This is a genomic window from Actinomarinicola tropica (assembly GCF_009650215.1).
In the GTDB taxonomy this organism is placed as follows: domain Bacteria; phylum Actinomycetota; class Acidimicrobiia; order Acidimicrobiales; family SKKL01; genus Actinomarinicola; species Actinomarinicola tropica.
The window spans coordinates 1120721-1143866 of sequence record NZ_CP045851.1 but is presented as its reverse complement, the minus strand read 5'-3'; the positions used below and the strand labels follow the sequence as shown (position 1 = coordinate 1143866).

The window sequence follows — 23146 nt, the reverse complement described above, 5'->3', positions numbered from 1 at the left end:
GTTCCCCTCACCTGTAGCTCTCGAGGAGGGTCCGGGCGATCAGCGACCACCCGTCGACCATGACGAACAGGAGGATCTTGAAGGGCAGCGACACGAAGACCGGCGGCAGCATCATCATGCCGAGCGACATGAGGACCGCCGAGACGACGAGGTCGATGACCAGGAACGGCACGAAGATGACGAAGCCGATGATGAAGGCGCTCTTCAGCTCCGAGAGGACGAAGGCCGGCGCGACGGTGGTGAGCGGCAGGTCCTCGATCTGCTCGGGGACCTCGTCGCCCGCGGCACCGGCGATCATCTGCAGCTCGCCCTCGCGGGTGTTGGCGAGCATGAACTCCTTGAGCGGCGCCGACGCGGCCTCGAAGGCCTCGCCCTGGCTGAGCTCGCCGGCGAGCAGCGGCTGGAGGCCCTCCTCGTTCATCTCCGAGAGGGTGGGCGCCATCACGAAGAGGGACAGGAAGAGCGCCAGGCCGATGACCACCTGGTTCGGCGGGATGGTCTGGACGCCGAGGGCGTTCCTCGTCAGCGAGAGGACGACCACCATGCGGGTGAAGCTGGTCGTCAGGATGAGGATCGACGGGGCGACCGACAAGACGGTGAGCCCGAGGATGATGACGATGCTCTGGCTCGGGGCCTCGCCCTGGCTCAGGTCGATGTCGATGGTCGCGCTCGGCCCCTCGGGTTCGTCGGGGGTCGGCGCGCCCGGCACGGGCGGTGCGGGGACGTCGGGTCCGGGCACGTCCTGCGCGGCCGCCGGGGCGGCGGGTAGCACGAGGCCGAGGGCGAGTGCGATGACGACCGCGGCGATCAACGCCGGGATGCGTCGGGACATGGATGCCACCTCAGGGCGGCGGGACGGTCACGACCGACGGACGGTCGCCTCCCGCAGCGCCTCGACGAAGTTCATCCGTGTCCGACCCGGAGCGTCCTGCTCCGCGGGAGGCGCAGTCCGTTCGGCCTCCTGTTGCTCGTACTTCACGACCAGCTCCGGCGCCTCGGCGAGGAGCGTGACCTGCTGCTCGGTGACGCCGACCACGAGGCCGCGCCCGCCGACGCGCACCACGGCGACCGACGCGTTGCGGCCCACCTGGGTGCGGTCGAGCACGTCGACCTTCGGCCCGTCCCCGGTGCGACCGAGCCCGAGGCCCGGCCGGTTCCTCACGAACTTCGCGGCGACCACGATGATGGCCACGACGAGCCCCATCGAGATGACGAGCCGGAGCATCAGCTCCAGCACGTTGACGTCGGTCGCCATCAGTGGCCCTCGGTCCCGTCCACGATCTCGGTGACGCGGAGGCCGAACTCCTCGTCGACGACCACGACCTCGCCACGGGCGATCAGCGTCCCGTTGACGAGGAGGTCGATGGGGCTGCCGGCGGCACGATCGAGCTCGACGACCGAGCCCGGAGCCAGGCTGAGGAGCTCGGCGACGGTCATGCGGGTCCGACCCAGCTCGGCGACGACGCTCATCTGCACGCCACCGAGGAGGTCGAGGCCCCGACCGCCGGGAACGCGGGAGGTCGCCGGCGCGGCGGCGGACGGGGCGGGCGCCCCGGCGCTGACCGCGGGGAGGTCCATCGCCTCGGGCTCGGCGCTCGTCGCGCTCGGCTCACCGTGGACGGCGACGCCGACGGTGGCGACGTGGTCGACACCGGCGAAGACGCCTGCGGCCACCATGGTCGACCCGGGCGCGGCGCCGTCGACGGGGAGGCCGACGAGCGCGTCCGCACCGGCGCCGAGCCGGCCGTTCGCCTCGTCGATGGGGTCGCCATCGGCCAGCTCGAGGATCGTGCGGGCCACCGCTCCGGGCAGCTCGGCGGCGTCGTTGACGCCCATCAACGCGAGCAGCGCGGGTGCGACGATGACGAACAGGTCGCGCGCCGGGCCGCCCGCCGCGGGCACGACGAGGACCAGCGCGTCCTCGGCGGGCAGCAGCTCGTCGAGCGTGCTCTGCACGTCGGCGGGCCCGGCCTGGAGGCCGACCGCCGGGAAGTCGTCGGCGACGGTGCCGACCAGCTCGGCGAGCGACTCGGTCGACACGGTCGTGGCCGTGGGGGTGGGGGTCATCGGAGCTCTCCCGTGCGGAGGGTGGCGGCGGCCGCAGCCGCCCGGCGTGGATCGATCTCGTCGACGACCTGGCCGGCGAGGCGCTTGCCCGAGCGCGCCGGGCGGACCCGGAACGCCGGCGTGCCGTCGACGGTGCCCGTCAGGGGCAGGTCGGTCGGGTGCCCGAGGGGGATGACGTCGCCGACCTGGAGGTCGACGATCTGGCCCGAGGTGAGCGTGACGGGCGCGAACTCGACCGCCAGGTCGACAGGCACGTCGAGCATGCGGTGCGCGACCCGCTCACGGGCGATCTCGAGGTCGTGTCGGCCCACCTGGCTGTGGGCGGTCGCCGCGGCGATCGTGTCGAGGATCGGCTGCAGCGCCGAGTAGGTGAAGCACAGCGAGGCCACGTTCTCGACCGCACCGATCTTCATGTCGAACATGATCACGACGGTCATGTCCGACGGTGCGGCGACCTGGGCGAACTGCGGGTTCGACTCGTAGCCGATCACCGCGGGCTCGATCGTGGCGACCGACTCGAAGGCGTAGGCCAGCTCGGCGAGGACGCGGTCGATGATCGTGCGGACGAGGCCCCGCTCGATGTCGGTGAGCGGCCGCTCGGGCCCGGTGGTGGCACCGTGGCCGCCGAGCATGAGGTCGACGATCGTCATGGCGGTCTGCAGCGGGAACTGGAGCACCGCGACGCCGGGCAGCGGCTCGACCGAGAGGATCGACATGTGCGACGGGTTCGGCGTGTCGCTCACGTACTCGTCGTAGGCGAGCTGCTCGATCGACAGCACCGACACCTGCGAGACCACGCGGAGCGTGCTCGACAGGACGGTCGTGAACTGGCGCGCGAACGTCTCGTGGACGATCTGGAGGCTGCGGACGTGGTCCCGGCTCAGCTTGTTCGGGCGCCGGAAGTCGAACGGGCGCGCCTTGTGCGTGAGCTCGGGATCGACGTGTCGAGGAACCGTGACGGGCACGGCGAGGTGATCGGCCCTGCCCGGTTGTCGATGAGGCTTGACCCCCGAAGAGGGGCCGTTCGACCTATTCGCCCTCGTCGACCTACTGGATGACGAACTCGGTGAAGTAGATCTCCATGACCGACCCGTCGAAGACCTCGTTCAGCTCGGCCTCCAGGGCCTCCTTCACCTCGTGGCGGCCCTCGGCGGTGCTGAGGCCCGCGGCGTCACGTCCGCCGAGCGAGGAGATGAGCAGGTCCTGGACCCGCGACGCGTCGTGGTGGGCGAACTCCTCGCCACCGTCCTCCCCCTCGACGGCGTCCTCGTAGGCGTCGGACATCTGGAACGACGCCGCCATCCGCAGGTAGCGGCCGTTGGCGAGGTTGACCGTCATCGGCTCGACGCCGAGCAGCGGACCCTCGACGACCTCGGGCGCGACGGTCGTGTCGACGGTGGCCGCGCCGCTGTCGGACCCGCCCATGAAGTAGCCGCCGGCGGCGATGCCCACGGCGAGGATCACGGCGGGGACGACGTTCGACCGTCCACCCTTCTCCTTCTTGCCCTTCTTCCCCTTCTTGGCCTTCGCGTCGGCCTCGGCAGGCGCCGCGGCCGAGACCTCGGGGTTCTCGGTCATGGTCATGGTGTCGCTCCGGTCGGTGCGGCGGGGGTCATGGAGAGGACGGCGATGTCCACCCGGCGGTTGCGGGCCCGGCCCGTGGGGTCGGCGTTGTCGGCGACGGGGTGCTGCTCCCCGTAGCCGGAGGCGGTGAGGCGCTGGGGCGGGAAGCCGTGCGTCGACAGCAGGTACTGGAGGACCGACGTGGCCCGGGCGGTGGAGAGCTCCCAGTTGGAGGGGAAGCGCGCCGTCGCGATGGGCACGTCGTCGGTGTGGCCCTCGATGGCCACGTGGTTCGGCAGGGCGACGAGGGCGTCGGCGAGCCCGTCGAGCACGGCGCGCCCCTCCGGGCGGAGGTCGGCCGAGCCGGGCTCGAAGAGGACCTGGTCGCTCACGATCGAGACCACGAGCCCCCGGTCCTCACGGCGGAAGCCGACGACGTCGGCGACACCGGTGGCCGCGGCGTGGTCGCTGATGGCCTGCTCGACGGCGTCGAGCTGCTCGTTCTCCTCGGCGCGCGCCTCCTCGGCGTCCTGCTCGCGCTCGAGCGCGCCGACCGCCTCCTCGATGCGCTCCTCGGTCATCTCGACCCCGTTGACGACGAGGGGCTCGGGGAAGCCGCCCTCGAGGACGCCGTCGGTGCCGTCGAGGGCGCCGTCGCCGCCCGCCGCGGACTCGCCGCTCGGCGTCATGCCGAGCGACCCCGCGAAGCTGGTCTGGAGGGCCTCGAGCTTGGCCATGTCGGCCGAGCTGATGGCCCAGAGGACGACGAAGAGGCCCATGAGCAGGGTGAGCATGTCCGCGTAGGGGATGACCCACGCCTCGTGGTTCTCGTGCTCCTCCTCGTGGTGGGCGGCGTGCTTCTTACGCACTCTGCCGCTCCTCCATGCGGGCCAGGCGCGCCTTCGGCGCCAGGTAGGACGTGAGGATGTCGTCGAGCATGCGGGGGTTCGAGCCGGCCTGGATCGACAGGACGCCCTCGATGATCAGCTGCTTGTGGGCAAGCTCCTCGGCCGACAGGCGCTGCAGCTTCTTGCCGATGGGCAGGAAGATGCCGTTGGCCATGAAGACGCCCCAGAAGGTGGCGATGAACGCGGCCGCGATGCCCGCGCCGAGGTGGGCCGGGTCGTCGAGCTTGCTGAGCGTGGCGATGAGGCCCACGACGGCGCCGATGATGCCGAAGGTCGGGGAGAAGATGCCGACGCTCGTCATGAACTGCGAGCCGACCTTGTGGCGCTCGCGCATGGCGTTGACCTCGGTCTCCATGACGTCGCGGACCATCTCCGGGTCGCCGCCGTCGATGGCCATCTGGAGGCCCCGCCGCATGAAGGGGTCCTCGACCTTGTCGATCGAGTCCTCGAGGGCGAGGAGGCCCTCGCGACGGGCCCGCTCGGCGAACTCGACGATCGTGTCGATCGAGGCGCTGGGATCGCCCGTGTCGCCGGGCTTGAACGCCTTCATGAACGCCTTGGGCATGTTCTTCACGTCGGCCATGGCGTTCGACATCATCGTGGCGCCGATGGAGGCGACGACCACGATGAGGAACGCGGCGGGGACGCCGAAGTAGGCGCCGATGCCGACGCCCTTCAGCGTCGACCCGATGAAGGTCCCGACGAGGACGAGGACGAGGCCGATGAGGGATGCCGGTTCCACGTCAGATCTCCTCGATCGTCTCGGGCACCAGGCGCAGCGGCGACGCCGGGGTGGCACCGGACCGCTCGTACACCTCGGCGGTGGCCAGGATGCGGGCGCGGAAGTCGATGATCTTCTCGATGACCTCGTCGACCGGCTCGGCGACGACGTACTTGGTGCCGTCCACGAGGGTGACGACGGTGTCGGGGGTGACCTCGAGACGTTCGATGAGGTCGGCGTTCACGCCGAACTCGCTCCCGTTGAGGCGTCGCAAGAGGATCATCGCGTCCGTTCACCTTCCGTGTGCTGGATCGAAGCGACGCCCGGGTGATCGGTCGGACCGGCGTCGGCATGAGGACTGGAGGCGCGAAACGGCGCGGGGTCGGGGCGATCGGCTCACCCCTCCCCCGCGCCGCGCGCGACTCGACGCTGGATCAGCGCTTGAGGTTCACGACCTCCTGGAGCAGCTCGTCGGAGGTGGTGACCACCCGGGAGTTGGCCTGGAAGCCGCGCTGGGCGACGATCAGGTTGGTGAACTCCTGGGCCAGGTCGACGTTCGACATCTCGAGCGTGCCCGACGACAGGAGCCCCCGGCCGCCGGCGCCGGCGGTGCCGAGCTGGGCCAGGCCGGAGTTCATGGTGGACCGGTAGTTCGAGCCGCCGACCTTCTCCAGGCCCTCAGGGTTGGCGAAGCTGGCGAGGGCGATCTGGCCGATGGCCCGGGTGCGGCCGTTGGAGTAGGACCCCACGACGAGGCCCTCCTGGGACACGCTGAACGACTGGAGCGAACCGGCGGCCGAGCCGTCCTGGCTGAGCACGGCGACGGTGGAGAGCTCGCCGTACTGGGTGAGGCGGTTGGCGCCGCCCGGGTCGCCGAGGAACAGGTCGATCGTGCCCGCGGGAGCGGGGATCGTGTTGAGGGGGTTGATCGTCGACGCACCGGCATCGATCTCGCCCGCGCCGTCGAACACGATCGTCGAGTCGGCACCGGCCGCACCCGTCGTGCCGTCGGCGAGGGTGTACTCGCTGGCGACGGTCCAGGTGTCGGCGGCGGTCTTGGTGAAGGTGTGGCGGATCGAGATCGGGTTGCCCTGGGTGTCGAACACCTCGACCGAGTTCACGATGCTCGCGCCGACCGCGGCGTTCGACGGCAGGTTGCCGCCGAGGGCGATCTCGGTCGAGGCGACCGGGGCGACGAGGTCGCCGACCGGCACCTGGATCTGCCCGATGGCGCCGTTCGAGTTGACGTTGCCGGCGGCGTCGCTCTGCCAGCCCATGACGAACGCACCCTCCTGGGTGACGAGGCGGCCGAGGGCGTCGATCGAGAACGAGCCGGCCCGCGTATAGAGCTCCTGGCCCGCCTGGTTGACGACGAAGAACCCGTCGCCCTGCACGGCGAGGTCGGTGGCGCGACCGGTGCGCTGCAGCGCGCCCTGGCCGAAGTTGGTGGTGATGGCGGCGACGCGGGAGCCGAGGCCGACCTGGGCGGGGTTGGTGCCGCCGAGCTCCTGGTTGGCCGCGCCGCCGCCCCGCAGGACCTGGCTGAGGACGTCCTGGAACACCGTGGTGCTCGACTTGAAGCCGGTGGTGTTGACGTTGGAGATGTTGTTGCCGACGACGTCCATCATCGTCTGGTGGTTCCGGAGGCCGGAGATGGCCGAGAACATCGAGCGGATCATGAGGTGCTCCTCTTCGGGCGGGCGATCGGTGGGATCGGGTGGTGCGAACGGGGGGTCAGGGCTGGACGGGTGCGATCTGGGTGATGGCGCCGAGCGGGACCTGCTCGTCACCGATGTTGAGGATGATCCCGTCGGGCTCGGTGAGCGCCGAGGTGGCGACCCCGGTGCCGGTGGTGCCGTCCTCGCGGAGGAACGTCACCTCCTTGCCGACGAGGGTGCTCGCCGTGTTCAGCGCGATCGCCCAGGTCTGGTCGGCGCTGGCGGCGGCGATCTCCTCGAGCTTCTCGACCGTCGTGAACTGAGCGGTCTGGGCGAGGAACTGCTGGGGATCCGCCGGCGACAGCGGATCCTGGTACTTGAGCTGGGCCACGAGGAGCTTCAGGAACGTGTCCTTGTCCATCTCGGTCGAGCTCTTCACCTCACGGCTCTCCGCGCCCCAGGTCTCGGGAGTGGCGCTCGGGGCGGTGACGGGAGGGATGTAGGTCATCGGTGCTCCGGTTCAGAGGGCGAGATCGAGCCGGCCGGGGCCGGCGGGGTGGGAGGTGGGGCCGGAGGCCACGGCGGCGGGGCCGGCGGTCGAGCCGCCACCGACGACGCCGCGGCGCCCGGGGACGCCGCCGTGGTCGTCGGCGCGGTCGGCGTCGGTCGAGCCGTGGCCGGTCTGGTCGCCGACGTCGACGCTGCCGAGGTCGATGCCCGAGCCGGTCAGCTCGGCCCGCAGCTCGGGAAGGGCGGCGACGAGGGCGTCGCGGCTCATGACGTTTTCGGCGACGGCGCGGATGCTGAGGCGGCCGTCGGTGACCCCGACCTCGAGGTGCACGGTGCCGAGCTCGGCGGGGCGGAGCTGGAGCGAGAGCCGGTGGGTGCCGTCGGGGGCTGACCGCAGCGGCCGCACGACCGTGGCGACCTGCTCCCACGGGTCGGCGTCGGGGGCGTCGAGCAGCCCGGAGGGCGTCGCGGTGTCGACCGGCGCGGACTCGGCGGCGGGGGCGGTGGACGCGGCGGGCGCCGGCCCGTCACCGACCGAGGTGGTGGCCGCCGTGGTGGACGAGCTCGACGCGGGGGCAGGAGCGGGTGCCGACTCGGTGCGAGCGGTGGATGGAACCTCGGTCGCGACCTCGGCGTCGGCGTCGGTGCCCGCATGCGCCCCTGCGTCGGTGGGGGTGTCGATCGCGACCTGCGGCTCGGTCGCCTCGCCCGCCGGCGGGGCGAGGGGCGCGGCGCCGGTGGTCGGCTCGGAGGGCGCGGCGGCGGCCTCGATCGGGACGGAGGGTGCGCCGGTCTCGGTCGCCGTCGGGGCCGCCCCCTGAGCGGCGGGCGCGGCGTCGGCCTGCTCCCCCGTCGTCGGCGACGGGGCCGCCGCGGCGGCGGCGTCGGGGGCGGCGGGCGCGACGACCTCGGCGACGAGCGCCTCGGGAGCGGGGGTCGCCGGCACCGTCGCCTCGGCGCCGTCGACGCTGAGCGCCGTGGCCGGCGCCCCCGCGGGCAGGGTCACGACCGGCACGACGGCCGCGAGGGTCGCCGCCTCCTCACCGGTGGCCGCGGCGTCCTCGCCGTCGACCGACTCGACCTCGGCCTCTTCGGCCGTCTCGGCGGTGTCGGCGGTACCGGTGTGGGCGGCCTCGAGGCCAGCGACGACGGCGGCGAACGCCTCCCCCTCGGGGGTGTCGCCCTCCGGGGCCTGCCGGCCGGCCGGTGGGGTCGCCGGGGTCGGCGCGGCCACGGGCAGGGCCGTCATGACGTGGCTCATCAGCGGGCTCCGTTCAGGATCGACATCACCTTGGTGACGTAGTTCTGGGTCTCGGCGTAGGGCGGGATGCCGCCGTGGCGGCGGACCGCACCAGGGCCGGCGTTGTAGGCGGCGAGGGCGAGCTCGAGGCTGCCGAAGTCCCGCAGCTGGCTGGTCAGGTAGCGGGCCGCCCCGTCGATCGCCTGGGCGGGGTCCATGGGGTCGATGCCCATGCCGGCGGCGGTCGCGGGCATGAACTGCATGAGGCCCCGGGCTCCGGCCGGGCTGACGGCGGTCGGGTCGTAGCCGGACTCGACGCGAGCCACCGCGGAGAGGATGCGAGGGTCGATGCCGTGGCGGGCGCCGGCCGCGGCGAAGAGGTCGCCGAACGCCGCCTCTCCCCCGCCGGTGGGGGCCCACCCGGCACCACCGATCGCCGGAGCGGCCACGGGGGCAGCCGGCGTGTAGCGCCGGATGGCGGTGATCGGACGATCGATCGGCTCGTGGGTGACGACGTCGCCACGGCGCGGCGCGTGGACCATCATCCTGTCGCCGGTGTAGATGGCCACGTGGTTCACCGGCTCGCCGAAGGCGAGCACGTCGCCGGGGCGGGCCTCGGCGAGCGAGGCGACGGGCTGGCCGCCGCGGGCCTGGTCGCGGCTCACGCGCGGCAGCTCGATCCCGAGGTCGCGGTGCACGCGCTGCACGAAGCCCGAGCAGTCGAGGCCCACGTTCGGGTCGGTGCCGCCCCAGAGGTAGGGCACACCGAGGTAGGTCATGCCCTGGCGGACGACGGCGTCGCCGAGACCGGCGCCACGCCCGGCGAGCGCGGACGCCAGGTGGGTGCGGCCCTCGGGCAGGAGCGGGCCGGTGAGGTCGACCCCGGCGGACCGGAGGAGGGCGGCGAAGTCGTCGGACCCCCTGGGGGCGGTCGACGTGGGCGTGGCCGTCGCAGGGGCGGCGGGCTCGAACCGGGCTCGGATCCGGTCGATGCGGGCCGCGACGTCGACGGTGCCGATCGCAGGAGCGGGGAAGGTCACGGCTGCACCTCCCGAGGCGTGGCAGCGCGTCGGGTGGTCACGAGGTCGTCGAGCTCGATCTGGGTGTCACGGGCGGCCGCGACCTCGTGCTCGGCCCGGGCGCGCTCGTCGAGCCGCTCGAGGGTCGAGACCTCGCGTGCTGCGGCGGCCCACTCGTCGACGCGCTGGTGGACGAGGAGACGGGCGTTCGACTCCGCGAGCCGGGCGGCGAGGACCGCCCGCGCGAGCAGCTCCTCCTCGGTGCGCTCGGCACGGAAGCGCCCGGGGGTGAGGTGCCCGGACGAGCGGGGCTTCCCGTCGAGGCGCTCGATGCTCTGCGACAGGTCGGCGCCGGCCTCGATGAGGCGCTGGCGGGCGCGCATGACCTCGGCGCGGGCCTGGTCCTCCTGCAGCTTGCGGACGCGCGCCACCTGCTCGAGCCGGAACCGGTAGCGCTTCACGACGCCGCTCCGATCCCGAGGAGGGCAGCGAGCTCCATCCAGGCCTCGCCGGGGGCGACCCGCTCGTCCATCCCCTGGCGGAGGAAGGAGTCGATGGCGTCGCGACGGGCGACGGCCTCGTCGACCTGGGGGTTGGTGCCGGCCTGGTAGGCGCCGATCTCGATGAGGTCCTTGGCCTCGCGGTAGGCGGCCATCAGGCGTCGGCACGTCGTGGCGACAGCCTGCTGCTCGGGGGTCGTGACCGCCGGCGCGACGCGGGAGATCGACTCGAGCACGTCGATCGTCGGGAAGTGGCCGGCGGTGGCCAGCTTCCGCGACAGGGCGATGTGGCCGTCGAGGATCGACCGGGCCGAGTCACCGATGGGGTCGTTCAGGTCGTCGGCCTCGACGAGCACGGTGTAAATGCCGGTGATCGAGCCGTCCTCCGACGCGCCGGCCCGTTCGAGCAGCCGGGGCAGCAGGGTGAAGACCGACGGCGGGTAGCCGCGGGTGGCGGGGACCTCGCCGGCGGACAGGCCGATCTCCCGCTGCGCCATGGCGAAGCGGGTGAGGCTGTCCATGAGCAGGTTGACGTGGGCACCCCGGTCGCGGAACCACTCGGCGATGCGCGTGGCGGCGAAGGCCGCCCGCAGGCGGACGAGGGCGGGGGCGTCGGAGGTGGCGACGACGACGACCGAGCGGGCGAGGCCCTCGGGTCCGAGGTCGCGCTCGATGAACTCGCGCACCTCCCGGCCGCGCTCGCCGATCAGGGCGACGACGGAGATGTCGGCGTCGGTGCCGCGCACGATCATCGACATGAGGCTCGACTTGCCGACACCGGAGCCGGCGAAGATGCCGATGCGCTGGCCGCGGCCGACCGGCACCATCGTGTCGAGGGCCCGGACGCCGAGGTGCACGGGCTGCTCGACCGGCGGACGGCGGAGCGGGTGGGGCGGTTCGCCCGCGAGCGCGGCGCGGGCGAGACCGGAGAGCGGGGGTCCGTCGTCGAGGGGGCGGCCGAGGCCGTCGAGCACCCGGCCGAGCAGCTCCTCGCCGACCGGCACGGAGATCGAGCCGCCGGCGGCCTCGACCGGGGCGCCGGCACGGACGCCGTGGAGGTCGCCGAGGGGCATGGCCACGACCGAGTCGGGGCCGATGGCGACGACCTCGCCGAGCATGGCGTCGCCCGAGGTCTCGACCCGCACGACGTCGCCGATCGCCGCCTCGACGCCGGCGACCTCGAACGTGAGGCCGACGACGCGGGTCACCCGACCGGTGCGGCGCGTCGCCGCCACCGAGAGGGCGGCATCCACGCGACGACCGAGGTCGGTGCCGTCGAAGGGCCGGGCGAGGGTCGCCGTCGTCACGCGATCACCGTCTCGGCCGACTCGGAGGTGCCGAGCAGCACGGCACGGGCCCGGGACAGGGCCGTCTCGATGCGGGCGTCGACCTGGGTGGCGTCGTTCTCGATCAGGCAGCCGCCACGGGCGACCGACGGGTCGGCGACGACCTCGAGGGCGCGACCGGGGCTGAGCTCGGCCAGGTCGCCCAGGTGGGTGATGTCGTCGGGGTGCAGTCGCACCAGGAGCCCGCCCCGCTCGGGGGCGAGTCGGAGCGCGCGGCGCACCGCGTCGCGGGCCGCGTCGTCGACGGATCGGACCTCCCGCTCGATGATCGCCTCGGCGAGGGCGAGGGCCAGGTCGACGACCTCGGCCTCGATGTCCGCGAGCACCACGGCGTCGCGGGCGTCGGCGGCGGCGGACGCCGCGTCGAGCGCCCGCAGGGCGCCGGCGAGGTCGCGCACGGCCTCGATCCGGGCCTCGTCACGGCCGGCGGCCAGGCCCTCGGCGTGCCCGCGGGCCAGACCCTCGGCACGGCCGGCGGCCAGGCCCTCGGCGTGGCCCGCTGCCCGACCCTCGACGCGACCCGCGGCGTACCCCTCGTCCCACGCCGCGGTGCGCAGCGCGTCGGTGTGGGGGTCGCCCGTGCCGGACGGACGCGTGATCGTGACCGTCGGAAGGTCGGTGACGTCGGCGAACGGGAACACCGTGGCGCTACTCGACGTACTCATCGCCCGACCTCGTCAGCACGATCTGGCCCGCCTCCTCGAGAGCGCGGATGACGCGGACCACCGCGCCCTGCGCCTCCTCGACCGCCGTGAGGCGCACGGCGCCGAGCATGTCGATCTCCTCCTGGAGGTTCTCGGCGGCGCGCGAGGAGATGTTGTCGAGGATCTTGCGCTTGACCTCCTCGCGCACGCCCTTCAGCGCGAGGGCGAGGTCCTTCGAGTCGACCTGGCGCAGCACCTGCTGCACCGAGCGGTCGTCGAGGGTGAGGATGTCCTCGAACACGAACATCATGCTGCGGACCTCGTCGGCCAGGACCTCGTCGTGGTTCTCGAGGCCCTCGAAGATGAGGCGCTCGGTCGCGCGGTCCGACCGGTTCAGCAGGTCCACCAGGGTCTGCACCCCGCCGACCGACGACAGGTCGCCCTGCTGGATCACCGACGAGAGCCGACGCTCGAGCGCGGACTCGACGGTGGCGACGATGTCGGGAGTGGTGCGGTCCATCGTCGCCACCCGCACGGCGACCTCGCGCTGGAGCTCCTCGGGGAGCCCGCTCAGCACCATGGAGGCGGAGTCGGCGGTCATGTAGGCGAGCACCAGGGCGATCGTCTGGGGGTGCTCGTCGCGGATGAAGCCGAGCACGAGCCGCGGATCCGCCTTCCGGAGGAACTCGAACGGCGCGCTCATCATCGACATGTTGAGCTGCTCGAAGATCTCGTCGGCTCGGCGCTCGCCGACCGTCGCCTCGAGGAGCTCCCGAGCGACGTCGACGCCGCCGATCGCGACGTGGCGGCGGGCGGACGCCGTGACGGCGAACTCGCCGAGCACCTGCTCGACGACGCGGTCGTCGACGTTCGCCATCCGCGCGACCTCGGCCATGATCTCGGTGACCTCGGCCTCGCGCATCGACTTGAGGACCTTCGCCGAGCGCTCCTTGCCCATCGTCATGATGAGGATCGCCGACTTCTGCGCCCCTGTGAGCTTCTCGATGTTGTGCGTCTCCATGAGGCTCACCGGCCACCCGCCCGTCGGTCACCCAACCAGCCACGCAGGAGCTGCGCGACCTCGTCGGGCTGGTTGTCGATCATGTCGGCGACGTCCGAGGCCACCCGCGAGGCGGGGTCGTCGCCCCCGAGCGGGAAGGCCGGGGCCTCGTCGAAGGCGTCGAGGTCGAGGGCGTCGACCGGTGCGAGGTCGATGTCGGCGGGCGCCGGCTGGGTGAGGGCCGAGGTGGCCTCGCCGACGGTGAGCCCGGCGGGGACGAGGGCGGCCTCGATGGCCCGGGCCTCGATCGCCTGGGCCTGGCGCCGGCGCTTGGCGGCCTTGCGCATCTTCAGCCACGAGACGAGGAGGACGAGCCCGACGAGGAGGCCGAGGCCGATCGTCTGGTAGAGATCGTTGCGGGCCTGGGCCGCGGCGTCGGCCTCGGCGGCCTCCGCCTCGTCGGCCATCGTGTCCTGGATGCTGGTGTCGAACGGCAGCCGGCTGACGGCGAGCGTGTCGCCCCGATCGGCCCGGATGTCGGCACCGGCAGTGACCAGCTGCTCGATCTCGGCCATCATCGCCGGCGTCGTCGACGCCTCGTCCACGATCACGGCGATGCCGAGGCGCTCGATCGTCCCCGGGGCCCGGTTGATCGACTCGACCTCGCGGTCGACGGCGTTGGTGCGGTCGGACTCGTCGAGGTTGTACTCGGTGGCGGCCCCGCCGGCCTCGCCCCCACCGTCCTCGGCGCCGAGGACGCCGGCGGCCCCGGTGCCCTCGCCCGTGTAGGTCTCGGTGCGGTTGCTCTCGGTGAGCGGCAGCGGGTTGCCGGCCGGATCGGTCAGCGGCTGGGTGTAGGTCTCACGGGTGATCGTCGCCTCGTCGAAGTCCAGCTCGGCGCTGACCGAGACGACGGCGTTGTTCGGACCGAGGACGGAGGTGAGCATCGAGCGGATGTCGGCAGCGACGCGCTCCTCGAACGCCGCGGCCTGGCGCATGTTGAGGTCGTTCCCGGCGTAGTCCACCGACCGCTGGCCCGGTGCGGCGAGCACCATGCCGGAGGAGTCGGCGACCGTCACGTCCGACGGCTCGAGCTTGTCGACGCTGGAGGCGACGAGGTTGACGATCGCCTGGACCTGCATCGAGTCGAGGGTGGTGCCGCCCCGGGTGCTGATGAGGACCGAGGCGCTGGCCTCGGTGTCGTCGAGGGCGAACGCCGTGTCGCGCGGGAGGGCGAGGTGCACGGTGGCGGACTCCACGCCCTCGATCGAGCGGATCGTGCGGGCCAGCTCGCCCTCGAGGGCCCGCTGGTACCCGACCCGCTGGCTGAACTCGGAGGCCGTGATGCCCTGCCCGTCGAGGATCGACCACCCCTCCTGCCCACCGCTGGCCACGCCGTCGGCGGACAGCTGCATGCGGGTCTCGTACAGGACGTCGCGGGGGACGCGGATCGTGCCGCCGCCGTCGGCGAGCTCGTAGGAGACGCCGTCGGCGTCGAGGCGCTCGGTGACCGCCGCGGCGTCGCCCGGCTCCAGGTTGGCGTAGAGCGTGGCGTAGTCGGTGCCGCCGGCGAGCTTCGTGAACACGACGAGGCCGACGACGACCGCCAGGGTGCCGCCGATCATCAGGGCCTTCTGGCCCTTGGTGAACCCGGCGTTGACGGTGGAGGCGCGCTCCTTCAGAGCGGCGAGGTCGAACCCGGCCATCAGACCTGCATCCTCATGATCTCGTTGAACGACTCGACCGCACGGTTGCGGACGGCGACGGTCAGCTGCGTGGCGAGCTGGGTCTCGGTGGCCATGACCATGTAGTCCTCGACGGCCCGCAGGTCGCCGGTGGCCGCGGCCTCTGCGAGGCGATCGGTGGTGGCGTGGGAGGCCTGGAGGTTCTCGAGAGCGTTGACGACGGCCGTGCCGAAGTCGACGCCGTCCTTCTCGTCGGCCGAACCCGGGGAGGTGAGCGGTCGGACCGCTGGTTCGAAGGCGACCGCCGGGGAGGCCCCGACGGCACCGAGGGGCGGGATGATGGCCATGGTCAGCGTCCGATCTCGAGGCCGCGCAGGTAGGCGTCGCGTGCCCGCTCGAACACGGTCACGTTCGCCTGGTAGGCGCGCTGGGCGATGATGAGGTTGGTCATCTGGTCGCTGAGGTTCATGTCGGGGTGGCGGACCATCCCCTGCTCGTCAGCGAGCGGATGGGCGGGGTCGTAGACGAGGCGGCCCTCGGCGTCGCCGAACAGGACGCCGGCGACGCGAGCGCCGTTCCCGATCTGGCCGGCGCCGTTCTCGGCTGCCGCCGAGACGACGAAGCGCTGCTGGAAGGCGGCCTCGTCGGTCGACCGGACCGTGTTGACGTTGGCGACGTTGTCGGCCGTGGCGTCGATCCAGGTCTTGTAGACGCCCATGCCGGAACCGGCGATGGCGATCGAACCGAACAGAGCGCTCATCACTGCCCCACGATCGAGGTGCGGAGGAGGCGGAACTTGGTGTTCATCCCCTCGACGACCAGCTGGTGGCGGAGCGCCGTCTCGGTGAGCCCGACCATCTCCTCGTCGATCGCGACGTTGTTGCCGTTCATCCGGGTCGGCGCGAGCGACCGGGTGACGGAGATGTCGACGGCGCGGGGCTCTCCCCGCTCGATCGCGGTGCGCAGCGAGTCCTCGAAGTCGACCTTCTTCGCGGTGTAGCCCGCGGTCTCGACGTTGGCGATGTTGTCCTCTGCTGCCTGACGTCGGGCGTTCAGCCCGGTCAGAGCGGTGTGCAGGGCTCGCATGGTGGCGTCGGAGACGATCATCGATCGGTCGTCCGGAAGGCAGCACCGGCAGAGCCGGCAGGGAACAGGGGCATCGTCAACCTCGCGCGTCGACAGGTGTCTTGGGCTCGCCGTTCCCTGGCGATGGCTCACGAGCGCTCCGTGCTCAGGCGATGCGATCGGAGGCCGCCCGCCTCCGCTGAGGCTTCGCCGCGCCAATGAGCCGTTCGACCCACCGGGTTCGACTCCTCGGGCGCTGTGCCCCTCCCTCGTTCTCGGACCCACGGGGACCCGTGCCACCCCACGACGTGCTGCGCCTCCCCATGGAGAGCCCTCGGGGAGCCGGGCCACGGGTGGCGGTGCTGCGCCTCCCCATGGACGAGGAGCCGGGCGCGACGGAGGGGCCGGGCGGGTCGAACGCGCCGGCGGGGGCGGCGGTCAGGCGGAGTGGTCGACGAGCCGGGGAGCCGGGGGCTCGCCGGCGGCGACCGGCCGACGGCCGGGTGCCCGGGCGGCCTCGGCCAGCTCCGCGAGCTCGGCCGCGGCCCGCTCGCGCGCCTCGACGAGGTCGCCGTGCACGGCCTCGAGCGACGCCATCACGAGGCGGAGGCGCGGTGCGAGCTCGGCAGGGAGCGGGCCCAGCTCGGCCGGCGCGATCCACGCGGGGACCTGGAGGTCGGCCTCGCCCCGAGCGATGCGGTCGGCCACGCGCAGTCCCTCCTCGACCTCGTCGAGGGCGGCGCTCCAGGCGGCGACGGACGAAGCGGCCATCAGCCGGCCACGTCCAGGCCGCCCGCGGGGCGGGAGGCGGCAGCGACGGGTGCAGCGGCCGCGGTGCTGGCGTAGGCCTCGGCCCACGTGTCGCGCAGCGGGGCGATCACCGAGCGGGCCTCCGCCACCAGTGCGGCGGACTTGGCCATGTTGGCCCGACCGAGCAGCTCGGCGAGGTAGGCGTAGAGCCCGGCCATGGCGTCGGCGCCGTCCCAGCGGGTCGGGTCGAGGGCGCTGTGCAGCTCGGCGACGATGTCCTGGGCGTGGGTGAGCGCGTCGTGCGACGCGCCCACGTCGGCGCGCTCGATGGCGCCGGTGGCGTCATCGAGGTCGCGGAGGAGCCGGTCGTAGAGCATGACGAGCAGCCGCTCGGGCGGCGTGCTGCCCACACCGTCGCTGACGAACTTGTGGCGGGCGCTGGTGGCGGTGGCGTACATCGGGAACCCGTTCCCTTCGCTACTTCGGCGAGTTGGCCTGGAGGCTGCCGAGCTGACCGGCGAGCCACTGGCCCTGGTTGGCGAGCTGGCCCATCATCGTCTCGAGGGCCGTGTACTGGCGGCGGAGGCCGAGCTCGCGCTTCTCGAGGCGCAGCTCCCAGGCCTCCACCTGGCGGTTGATGTCGTCGATGCGGGCCTTGCGGGCGTCCTCGGCGCTCGTGAGCAGGCCGTCCACGGCGTCGAGAGCCCGGTTGGCGACGGTGCTGAGCCGACGGGCGGCGCCCGGGTCGTAGGTGATCGACCCGACGCCGGAGGGCACGCCCTCGACGAGGGCGGCGGTGGCGTCGGTCGAGAGGGAGACGGTCAGACCACCCAGCCGGGAGTGCACCGAGTCGGCGGCGATCTTCAGGGATCCGTCGTCGTTGACGGTGACCGCGGCGGTCTCGCCGTCGATCGTCGCGGTGTAGGTGTCCGCTCCGGTGCGGGTGACCTCGACGGCGTAGGTTCCCGGCTGGGCCCGCCAGCCGGCGTAGGTCCAAGCCAGGTCGGCGCTCGTGCTCGTACCGCCGGCGACGAACAGACGCTCGACCGCTGCCGGGTCCGCGGCGTAGGCGGCCTTGAACTCCGCCTCGTCGAAGGTGACCTTGCCGTCGCGGGTGAGCTCGACACCGGCCAAGCCGACCGAGCCGAGGCTGCTCGCCGCGACGGGGTCGGCGAGGGCGCCGGTCAGCAGCCCTGTGAGCTGGCGCACGGTCGCATCGCCGGTGAGCGACGACCGCTGGTTCGTCTCGGCGTCGTAGGCCGTGCGGATCTTCATCTCCGCCAGGGCGCCGTTGACCGCCTCGACGAGTGCCTTCACCTTCTTGGTGATCCCGTCGGCGTCGCGCGCCACGTTGACCGTGACGGGACCCGTCGTCTCGGCCTTGAGCGTCAGGGTCACGCCGCCCACGAGGTCGTCGATCGTGTTCGTCGGGCGGGTCACCGTGATGCCGCCGTAGTCGAGGACGGCGTCCTCGGCCGTGCGGGTGACAGCGAAGCCGCTCGTCCAGCCGGAGTCGGCGACGGTGAACCCGTTGGCGACGCCGGACGTCGCGGCGGTGAGGACCAGCTGGTGCTCGCCGGGGCGGACCTGGACGGTGGACGCCGTCACACCGAGCTCGCCGTCGGCGTTGATCTCCGCCACGAGCTCGTCGAGGGTCGTGGCCGTCGAGGAGAAGGTGTGGTCGCCGCTCGTGATCGAGAGAGACCTGCCGTCGAGGGCGGCGTCGGTCGATGCGAAGGCGTCGGTGCTCGAGCGCTGCATCGCCTGGGCGAGGTTCACGACGCTGAACGTCGCGGCGCCCCCGGCAGCACCGCTGCGTGCGGTGACGCCGACGGCGTCGGGGTTCGAGCTGGTGGCGGCGAGGCCCCGCCAGCTCGACGAGGAGTGCAGGGCGTCGGCCGCGGTGCGGACGGACGAGAACTTGGTGCGGATCGCCGCGTAGGCGTCGAGGCCTGCCTTGACCGTCGTGGCCTTGTTCTTCAGCAGGGTCTGGGGGATCGCCTCGACCTGCATGAGCTGGTTGATGATGTCGGTGGTGTTCAGCCCGGAGGCGATCCCATCGATGTAGCTCACGGTCGCTCCCTCGTACGGCGGTCGTCAGGCGGACTGCGTCCGAACCGGCAGGAGGGCGAGCGGGCGCCGTTGCCCGCTCGCCCTCACCGGTGCGGTGGGTACTAGCCGAGGAGACGCAGCACGCCCTGGGGCAGCTGGTTCGCCTGGCCGAGCATCGCCGTGCCGGCCTGGGTCAGGATCTGGTGGCGGGTGAACGACACCATCTCGAGCGCCATGTCGGTGTCACGGATGCGGGACTCCGAGGCGGCCAGGTTCTCGGTCGTGACCTGGAGGTTGTTGATGGTCGACTCGAAGCGGTTCTGGACCGCACCGAGCTGACCACGGAAGCCGGAGACGTCGGCGATGGCGTCGTCCATGGCGGAGATGAACGCCGTGGCGTTCGCCGCCGTGGTCACGTCACCGGTGATCGCCGTGGCGACCGCAGCCAGGTCGATGCCCTTGACCTCGATCGTCTCGCCGGCGTTGGCGCCGACCTGGAACAGGGCAGCGTCGCCGTCGGCGGCGGTGATGGCACCACCGAGGCCGAGGGCGGCCAGCGGGTTGTTGGTGCCCTCGGTGAGGGTGAAGGTCTCGCCGTCGGCGAGGCCGCTGATCTCGAGGGTGAGGCTCGAGCCGGTCCCGACCGTCTCACCCGTGACCGTCACCTTGTCGGCGAAGGCCTGGATGTCGGCGTCGCCGCTCGCCGCGAGGGCGGAGCGGATGGCCGTCTGGAGGGCGGAGGCGGTGTCGGTCGCGTTCGCGCCGGTCAGGGCCGAGAGCTCGACGGTGACGGCGCCGGTGCCGTTGATGTTGAGGGTGAAGTCGTCGTTGGCGGCGACGGTGTAGGCACCGTCGGCGTCGACGCCGGTCACGCTCGCCGGGGTGGCGCCGAACGAGCCGTCCAGCAGCTTCTGGCTGCCGAACTTGGTCTGGTCGGCGATGCGGGCGATCTCACCCTTGAGCTCGGTGATCTCGTTGTTGGCCGCGGTGCGGGCATCGCTGTCGTTCGACGCGTTGACCGACTGGACGGCCAGGTCACGCATGCGGTTCAGCATGCTGTGGACCTCGTTCAGGGCGCCTTCTGCGGTCTGCACGACCGAGATGCCGTCCTGGGCGTTGCGGGTGGCCTGGCGGAGGCCGGAGACCTGGGCACGCAGGCCCTGGCTGATGACGAGGCCGGCGGCGTCGTCGGCGGCCCGGTTGATGCGGAAGCCCGAGGAGAGCTTCTCGAGCGACTTGCCCATCACCGTGTTGGTGTTGGACAGGTTGCGGTACGAGTTGAGGGCCGAGATGTTCTGGTTGATGCGCATTGTTCCGATTTCCTCCGTGAAAGTTGGAACGAGGTCACCAACCCATCTGGAGCTGGGACCGCTACCGCTTCCTGCGGCAGCCAGTCGATCGGGAACGGGGTCGCCCGGATGAGGGTTCGAGCCGCGGATCTGGCGCGATGAGCCGAACGACCCAGTTCGCGACGCCCTCGAGCGTCCTTGTTCCTGTACGTGCCCCCGTCGGCGCCACTTCTGCGTGACGAATCCTCATCGGCGGCATGGGGCGGCCGAACCATCCGCCATGTCCACGACCCGCGCCGACGAGCGACTCAGCCAGCTGAGCCAGACGCTGTGGCGTCAGCGTGCCCAGGTGGAGCTCCTCCTCTACCGCCTGGAGGTGCAGCAGATGGTGCTCGCCTCGGGGCGGAGCCGCTGGATCGACCAGTCGGCTCGCGACGTGGAGGACGCCATCGACGACCTGCGCACCGAGGAGATCCTGCGGGCGGCGCACGTCGCCGCGGTGGCCCCCGGCTACGGCCTCGGCCCGGACGCGACGCTGTCGATGCTCGCCGATGCCGCCGGCGAGCCGTGGGGGCAGATCCTCCGCGACCACCAGGCGACCTTCCTGTCGCTCATCGGCTCGATCGAGTCGGTGAGCCGCGACAACAAGGAGCTCCTCGCCAAGGGGCTGCGTGACACGCAGGACTTCGTCGCCCAGATCGGCGACGGTCCCCGCCTCGACGGGTACGCGCCGAACGGCGGCGGCACCCGGTCGCTCGCCCGGCCCACGCTCGTGGATTGGGACGTCTGATGTCCAACTTCTCCGCGCTGCAGACCGCGCTGTCCGGCCTGATCGCCCACCAGCGGGCGCTGCAGACCGCCGGTCACAACGCCTCGAACGCCGCGACCAAGGGCTACAGCCGTCAGCGGGTCGACCTCGTGTCGGCCGGCGCCGGCGTCGTCCCCGCGGTCTGGAGCAAGACCGACGGCATCGGCAACGGCGTGCGCGCCGCCGGCGTCGTGCGGATCCGCGACGAGTTCCTCGAGGCCCGCGCCCTGCGCGAGGCCGGCAGCCTGTCCCTGCTGCGGACCCAGGCGACGTCCCTCGGTCGGGTCGAGATGATCTTCCCCGAGCCGAGCGACGTGGGCCTCGCCCACCAGCTGTCCGAGCTGTGGGGCGCGTTCGACGACCTCGCCAACCAGCCCGGCGCGAGCGCGCCGCGCGTCGCCCTGCTCGAGCGGGCCCGCACCGTGGCCGACGAGCTCAACCGGGGCGCCGCGGAGCTGACGAACCTCCACCGCAGCGCGCTGGAGCAGGCCGAGGCGCTGACGAGCGAGGTCAACGCCACCGCCGCCCGCGTCGCCGAGCTGAACGGCGCGGTGCGCAACGCGACCGCCGCCGGCCTCGACGCCCACGACCTCGCCGACCAGCGCGACCTGCTCATCGAGCGGTTGGGCGAGCTGGTCGGCGTCACGACGCGCCAGGGCGAGCTCGGCACCACCGACGTGTTCCTCGGAGGGTCGAGCCTCGTCCGTGGCGACCGCTACGAGCAGCTCCAGGTGGTCGAGACCACCGATCCCACCGCGCACCCCGACTTCACCGAGGTCGAGGTCCAGTGGGCGAAGGACGGCTACCGGGCGAACGTCGCCGACGGCGAGGTCGGCGGCCTCCTCGACACGACCAACCGGATGATCCCCCACTACCTGAGCGAGCTCGACGCCGTCGCTGCCACGCTCGCGTCCACGGTGAACGCCGTGCACGAGGGCGGTTTCGACCTCGACGGCGCCGCCGGTCTCGCCTTCTTCACCGGGACCACGGCGAGCGACCTCGCGGTGAACGCCGTCGTCGCCGCCGACCCGCGTCGCGTCGCCGCCGCCGGATCCGACGGCGGCGCGCCCCCGGCGTCGGCCGGGCCGCTCGACGCCGGCAACGCCACCCTCCTCGCCCGCCTCGGCGAGGGCCAGAACAGCGCCGACGCCGTCTACAAGCGGATGATCGGCGGTCTCGGCGTGGAGACCCAGGCGACGAACCGCCGTGAGCAGATCCAGACCGAGGTCGTCGTCCAGGTCGACGCGGCACGCGACAGCGTGAAGGGCGTCAACCTCGACGAGGAGATGACGTCGCTCGTGCAGTCGCAGCACGCCTATGCCGCATCCGCACGCCTGATGACCGCCGTCGACGAGATGCTCGACACGCTCATCAGCCGCACCGGCCTCGTCGGCCGCTAGGAGGCCCCGTGAACCGCGTGACCAACACCAGCGCCAGCCGCACGATGCTGGCGTCGATCCACCGCAACGCCCGCCAGCTCAACGACTCGCAGGAGCGCATCGCCACCGGCAAGCAGGTGCGGCGCCCCTCCGACGGGCCGGCCCAGGTCCTCTCCGCCCTCGACTACCGCGCGCAGCTGCGCCGCAACGAGCAGATGAAGCGCAACTCCCTCGATGCCCGAGCCTGGCTCGACAACGCCGACAGCTCCCTCACCCACGCCGTCGACCGGCTCACCCGTGCCCGGACCCTCGTGGTCGGCGCCATCAACGGGTCGGCCGACGCGCAGAGCCGCGCCGCCTACGCGGCCGAGATCCGCGCCATCCGCGAGGAGCTGGTCCAGACGGCCAACACCCAGTACCTGGGTCGCCCCATCTTCGCCGGCACCTCCGACGCCACGTCGGCGTACGCCGCCGACGGCACCTACCTCGGCAACGAGGGCCAGGTGCAGCGCAACGTCGCACCGGACGTGTCGATCCGGGTGAACCGGACCGGTCCGGAGGTGTTCGGCACGGCTGCCGACCCCGACGGCAACGTGTTCCAGGTGCTCGAGCAGATCGCCGCAGCCCTCGACGCCGGCGACACGGGCGCGGCGAGCGCGGGCCTCGAGGCCATCGGACGGGCCGCCGACCGCATCGAGCGGGCCCAGGTCGAGATGGGTGCCCGCTCGAAGCAGGTCGAGGAGATCGGCTTCCGCAACGCCGAGGTGGACGTGGAGCTGAAGGCCTCCCTCTCCGAGGTCGAGGACGTCGACATCGCCGAGACGCTCATCGAGGTCCGGATCCAGGAGATGGCCTACAACGCCGCCCTGTCGGTCACCGCGAAGGTGATCCAACCGACCCTCCTCGACTTCCTCAGGTGACCCCGGCTCCGGCCGATCACAT

At 72.3% G+C, this 23146-nt stretch carries 27 protein-coding genes; 3 read left to right on the top strand and 24 right to left on the bottom strand.

The window, feature by feature from the left end; genetic code table 11:
• Positions 1–7 precede the first annotated feature (7 nt).
• The 24 genes from fliP to GH723_RS05660 form a co-directional block, all read right to left on the bottom strand.
• Positions 8–832, bottom strand: a complete 825-nt coding sequence (fliP, locus tag GH723_RS05775) for a flagellar type III secretion system pore protein FliP (RefSeq protein WP_153758761.1) — start codon at positions 830–832, stop codon at positions 8–10.
• Positions 833–859: 27 nt separating this feature from the next.
• The gene (locus GH723_RS05770; RefSeq protein ID WP_153758760.1) at positions 860–1255 is read right to left on the bottom strand and encodes a flagellar biosynthetic protein FliO; all 396 of its coding nucleotides are present in this window, start codon (positions 1253–1255) and stop codon (positions 860–862) included.
• Entirely contained in the window at positions 1255–2067 is an 813-nt protein-coding gene (gene fliN, locus GH723_RS05765) for a flagellar motor switch protein FliN (RefSeq protein WP_229023104.1), read from the bottom strand. Before fliN ends, GH723_RS05770 begins: the two co-directional genes overlap by 1 nt.
• Positions 2064–3032: a flagellar motor switch protein FliM gene (fliM, locus tag GH723_RS05760; protein ID WP_153758759.1), complete on the bottom strand. Its 969-nt coding sequence runs from the start codon at positions 3030–3032 to the stop codon at positions 2064–2066. Before fliM ends, fliN begins: the two co-directional genes overlap by 4 nt.
• Positions 3033–3114: 82 nt before the next feature.
• On the bottom strand, positions 3115–3651 hold the full coding sequence (locus tag GH723_RS05755) for a flagellar basal body-associated FliL family protein (protein WP_153758758.1): 537 nt from the start codon (positions 3649–3651) through the stop codon (positions 3115–3117).
• Positions 3648–4499 carry an OmpA/MotB family protein gene (locus tag GH723_RS05750; protein ID WP_153758757.1) on the bottom strand — a complete coding sequence of 284 codons (852 nt, stop codon included), beginning with the start codon at positions 4497–4499 and terminating at the stop codon, positions 3648–3650. Before GH723_RS05750 ends, GH723_RS05755 begins: the two co-directional genes overlap by 4 nt.
• Positions 4492–5280, bottom strand: a complete 789-nt coding sequence (locus tag GH723_RS05745; protein WP_153758756.1) for a motility protein A — start codon at positions 5278–5280, stop codon at positions 4492–4494. Before GH723_RS05745 ends, GH723_RS05750 begins: the two co-directional genes overlap by 8 nt.
• A gap of 1 nt (position 5281) precedes the next feature.
• Positions 5282–5542 carry a flagellar FlbD family protein gene (locus GH723_RS05740; protein WP_153758755.1) on the bottom strand — a complete coding sequence of 87 codons (261 nt, stop codon included), beginning with the start codon at positions 5540–5542 and terminating at the stop codon, positions 5282–5284.
• A gap of 151 nt (positions 5543–5693) precedes the next feature.
• Complete coding sequence (gene flgF / locus GH723_RS05735) at positions 5694–6938, bottom strand: flagellar basal-body rod protein FlgF (protein WP_153758754.1); 1245 nt, start codon at positions 6936–6938, stop codon at positions 5694–5696.
• Positions 6939–6993: 55 nt separating this feature from the next.
• Complete coding sequence (locus GH723_RS05730) at positions 6994–7425, bottom strand: flagellar hook assembly protein FlgD (protein ID WP_153758753.1); 432 nt, start codon at positions 7423–7425, stop codon at positions 6994–6996.
• Positions 7426–7437: 12 nt separating this feature from the next.
• Positions 7438–8688 carry a flagellar hook-length control protein FliK gene (locus GH723_RS05725; RefSeq protein WP_229023102.1) on the bottom strand — a complete coding sequence of 417 codons (1251 nt, stop codon included), beginning with the start codon at positions 8686–8688 and terminating at the stop codon, positions 7438–7440.
• Entirely contained in the window at positions 8688–9707 is a 1020-nt protein-coding gene (locus GH723_RS05720) for a lytic transglycosylase domain-containing protein (RefSeq protein ID WP_229023100.1), read from the bottom strand. Before GH723_RS05720 ends, GH723_RS05725 begins: the two co-directional genes overlap by 1 nt.
• On the bottom strand, positions 9704–10147 hold the full coding sequence (locus tag GH723_RS05715) for a hypothetical protein (RefSeq protein ID WP_153758751.1): 444 nt from the start codon (positions 10145–10147) through the stop codon (positions 9704–9706). Before GH723_RS05715 ends, GH723_RS05720 begins: the two co-directional genes overlap by 4 nt.
• Positions 10144–11493, bottom strand: coding sequence for a FliI/YscN family ATPase (locus GH723_RS05710; protein ID WP_229023099.1), 1350 nt, complete (start codon positions 11491–11493; stop codon positions 10144–10146). The genes GH723_RS05715 and GH723_RS05710 overlap by 4 nt, the downstream gene beginning before the upstream one ends.
• A complete protein-coding gene (locus GH723_RS05705; protein ID WP_153758750.1) occupies positions 11490–12197 on the bottom strand; it encodes a FliH/SctL family protein in 708 nt (235 codons plus the stop codon). The genes GH723_RS05710 and GH723_RS05705 overlap by 4 nt, the downstream gene beginning before the upstream one ends.
• Positions 12181–13197, bottom strand: coding sequence for a flagellar motor switch protein FliG (fliG, locus tag GH723_RS05700; protein WP_153761088.1), 1017 nt, complete (start codon positions 13195–13197; stop codon positions 12181–12183). Before fliG ends, GH723_RS05705 begins: the two co-directional genes overlap by 17 nt.
• Positions 13198–13202: 5 nt before the next feature.
• Positions 13203–14882 (bottom strand): flagellar basal-body MS-ring/collar protein FliF, encoded by a 1680-nt coding sequence (fliF, locus tag GH723_RS05695; RefSeq protein WP_153758749.1) that lies wholly within the window; start codon positions 14880–14882, stop codon positions 13203–13205.
• On the bottom strand, positions 14882–15208 hold the full coding sequence (locus tag GH723_RS05690; protein WP_153758748.1) for a flagellar hook-basal body complex protein FliE: 327 nt from the start codon (positions 15206–15208) through the stop codon (positions 14882–14884). The genes fliF and GH723_RS05690 overlap by 1 nt, the downstream gene beginning before the upstream one ends.
• A gap of 2 nt (positions 15209–15210) precedes the next feature.
• Positions 15211–15621, bottom strand: coding sequence for a flagellar basal body rod protein FlgC (gene flgC, locus GH723_RS05685; protein WP_153758747.1), 411 nt, complete (start codon positions 15619–15621; stop codon positions 15211–15213).
• The gene (locus GH723_RS05680) at positions 15621–15968 is read right to left on the bottom strand and encodes a flagellar basal body rod protein FlgB (RefSeq protein WP_153758746.1); all 348 of its coding nucleotides are present in this window, start codon (positions 15966–15968) and stop codon (positions 15621–15623) included. Before GH723_RS05680 ends, flgC begins: the two co-directional genes overlap by 1 nt.
• A gap of 396 nt (positions 15969–16364) precedes the next feature.
• Positions 16365–16697, bottom strand: a complete 333-nt coding sequence (locus tag GH723_RS05675; protein WP_153758745.1) for a hypothetical protein — start codon at positions 16695–16697, stop codon at positions 16365–16367.
• Complete coding sequence (fliS, locus tag GH723_RS05670; RefSeq protein WP_153758744.1) at positions 16697–17134, bottom strand: flagellar export chaperone FliS; 438 nt, start codon at positions 17132–17134, stop codon at positions 16697–16699. The genes GH723_RS05675 and fliS overlap by 1 nt, the downstream gene beginning before the upstream one ends.
• A 19-nt stretch (positions 17135–17153) precedes the next feature.
• Positions 17154–18749 carry a flagellar filament capping protein FliD gene (fliD, locus tag GH723_RS05665; protein ID WP_153758743.1) on the bottom strand — a complete coding sequence of 532 codons (1596 nt, stop codon included), beginning with the start codon at positions 18747–18749 and terminating at the stop codon, positions 17154–17156.
• 101 nt (positions 18750–18850) lie between these two features.
• Entirely contained in the window at positions 18851–20038 is a 1188-nt protein-coding gene (locus GH723_RS05660) for a flagellin N-terminal helical domain-containing protein (protein WP_229023098.1), read from the bottom strand.
• Between the two features lie 259 nt (positions 20039–20297).
• On the opposite strand from GH723_RS05660, the gene flgN reads away from it, so the two are divergent.
• The 3 genes from flgN to flgL are packed head-to-tail and all read left to right on the top strand — an operon-like array spanning position 20298 to position 23124.
• Complete coding sequence (flgN, locus tag GH723_RS05655; protein ID WP_153758741.1) at positions 20298–20807, top strand: flagellar export chaperone FlgN; 510 nt, start codon at positions 20298–20300, stop codon at positions 20805–20807.
• A complete protein-coding gene (gene flgK, locus GH723_RS05650) occupies positions 20807–22225 on the top strand; it encodes a flagellar hook-associated protein FlgK (RefSeq protein WP_153758740.1) in 1419 nt (472 codons plus the stop codon). The genes flgN and flgK overlap by 1 nt, the downstream gene beginning before the upstream one ends.
• An 8-nt stretch (positions 22226–22233) precedes the next feature.
• Positions 22234–23124, top strand: coding sequence for a flagellar hook-associated protein FlgL (flgL, locus tag GH723_RS05645; protein ID WP_153758739.1), 891 nt, complete (start codon positions 22234–22236; stop codon positions 23122–23124).
• The last annotated feature ends 22 nt before the right edge of the window (positions 23125–23146 follow it).

Bases quoted from the DNA above. Each gene is read 5' to 3' on its own strand.
- fliP (WP_153758761.1), bottom strand. From the start codon at position 832: ATGTCCCGACGCATCCCGGCGTTGATCGCCGCGGTCGTCATCGCACTC.
- GH723_RS05770 (WP_153758760.1), bottom strand. From the start codon at position 1,255: ATGGCGACCGACGTCAACGTGCTGGAGCTGATGCTCCGGCTCGTCATC.
- fliN (WP_229023104.1), bottom strand. From the start codon at position 2,067: ATGACCCCCACCCCCACGGCCACGACCGTGTCGACCGAGTCGCTCGCC.
- GH723_RS05755 (WP_153758758.1), bottom strand. From the start codon at position 3,651: ATGACCATGACCGAGAACCCCGAGGTCTCGGCCGCGGCGCCTGCCGAG.
- GH723_RS05740 (WP_153758755.1), bottom strand. From the start codon at position 5,542: ATGATCCTCTTGCGACGCCTCAACGGGAGCGAGTTCGGCGTGAACGCC.
- flgF (WP_153758754.1), bottom strand. From the start codon at position 6,938: ATGATCCGCTCGATGTTCTCGGCCATCTCCGGCCTCCGGAACCACCAG.
- GH723_RS05730 (WP_153758753.1), bottom strand. From the start codon at position 7,425: ATGACCTACATCCCTCCCGTCACCGCCCCGAGCGCCACTCCCGAGACC.
- GH723_RS05725 (WP_229023102.1), bottom strand. From the start codon at position 8,688: ATGAGCCACGTCATGACGGCCCTGCCCGTGGCCGCGCCGACCCCGGCG.
- GH723_RS05705 (WP_153758750.1), bottom strand. From the start codon at position 12,197: ATGAGTACGTCGAGTAGCGCCACGGTGTTCCCGTTCGCCGACGTCACC.
- fliG (WP_153761088.1), bottom strand. From the start codon at position 13,197: ATGGAGACGCACAACATCGAGAAGCTCACAGGGGCGCAGAAGTCGGCG.
- fliF (WP_153758749.1), bottom strand. From the start codon at position 14,882: ATGGCCGGGTTCGACCTCGCCGCTCTGAAGGAGCGCGCCTCCACCGTC.
- GH723_RS05690 (WP_153758748.1), bottom strand. From the start codon at position 15,208: ATGGCCATCATCCCGCCCCTCGGTGCCGTCGGGGCCTCCCCGGCGGTC.
- flgC (WP_153758747.1), bottom strand. From the start codon at position 15,621: ATGAGCGCTCTGTTCGGTTCGATCGCCATCGCCGGTTCCGGCATGGGC.
- GH723_RS05680 (WP_153758746.1), bottom strand. From the start codon at position 15,968: ATGATCGTCTCCGACGCCACCATGCGAGCCCTGCACACCGCTCTGACC.
- GH723_RS05675 (WP_153758745.1), bottom strand. From the start codon at position 16,697: ATGGCCGCTTCGTCCGTCGCCGCCTGGAGCGCCGCCCTCGACGAGGTC.
- fliS (WP_153758744.1), bottom strand. From the start codon at position 17,134: ATGTACGCCACCGCCACCAGCGCCCGCCACAAGTTCGTCAGCGACGGT.
- GH723_RS05660 (WP_229023098.1), bottom strand. From the start codon at position 20,038: ATGCGCATCAACCAGAACATCTCGGCCCTCAACTCGTACCGCAACCTG.
- flgN (WP_153758741.1), top strand. From the start codon at position 20,298: ATGTCCACGACCCGCGCCGACGAGCGACTCAGCCAGCTGAGCCAGACG.
- flgK (WP_153758740.1), top strand. From the start codon at position 20,807: ATGTCCAACTTCTCCGCGCTGCAGACCGCGCTGTCCGGCCTGATCGCC.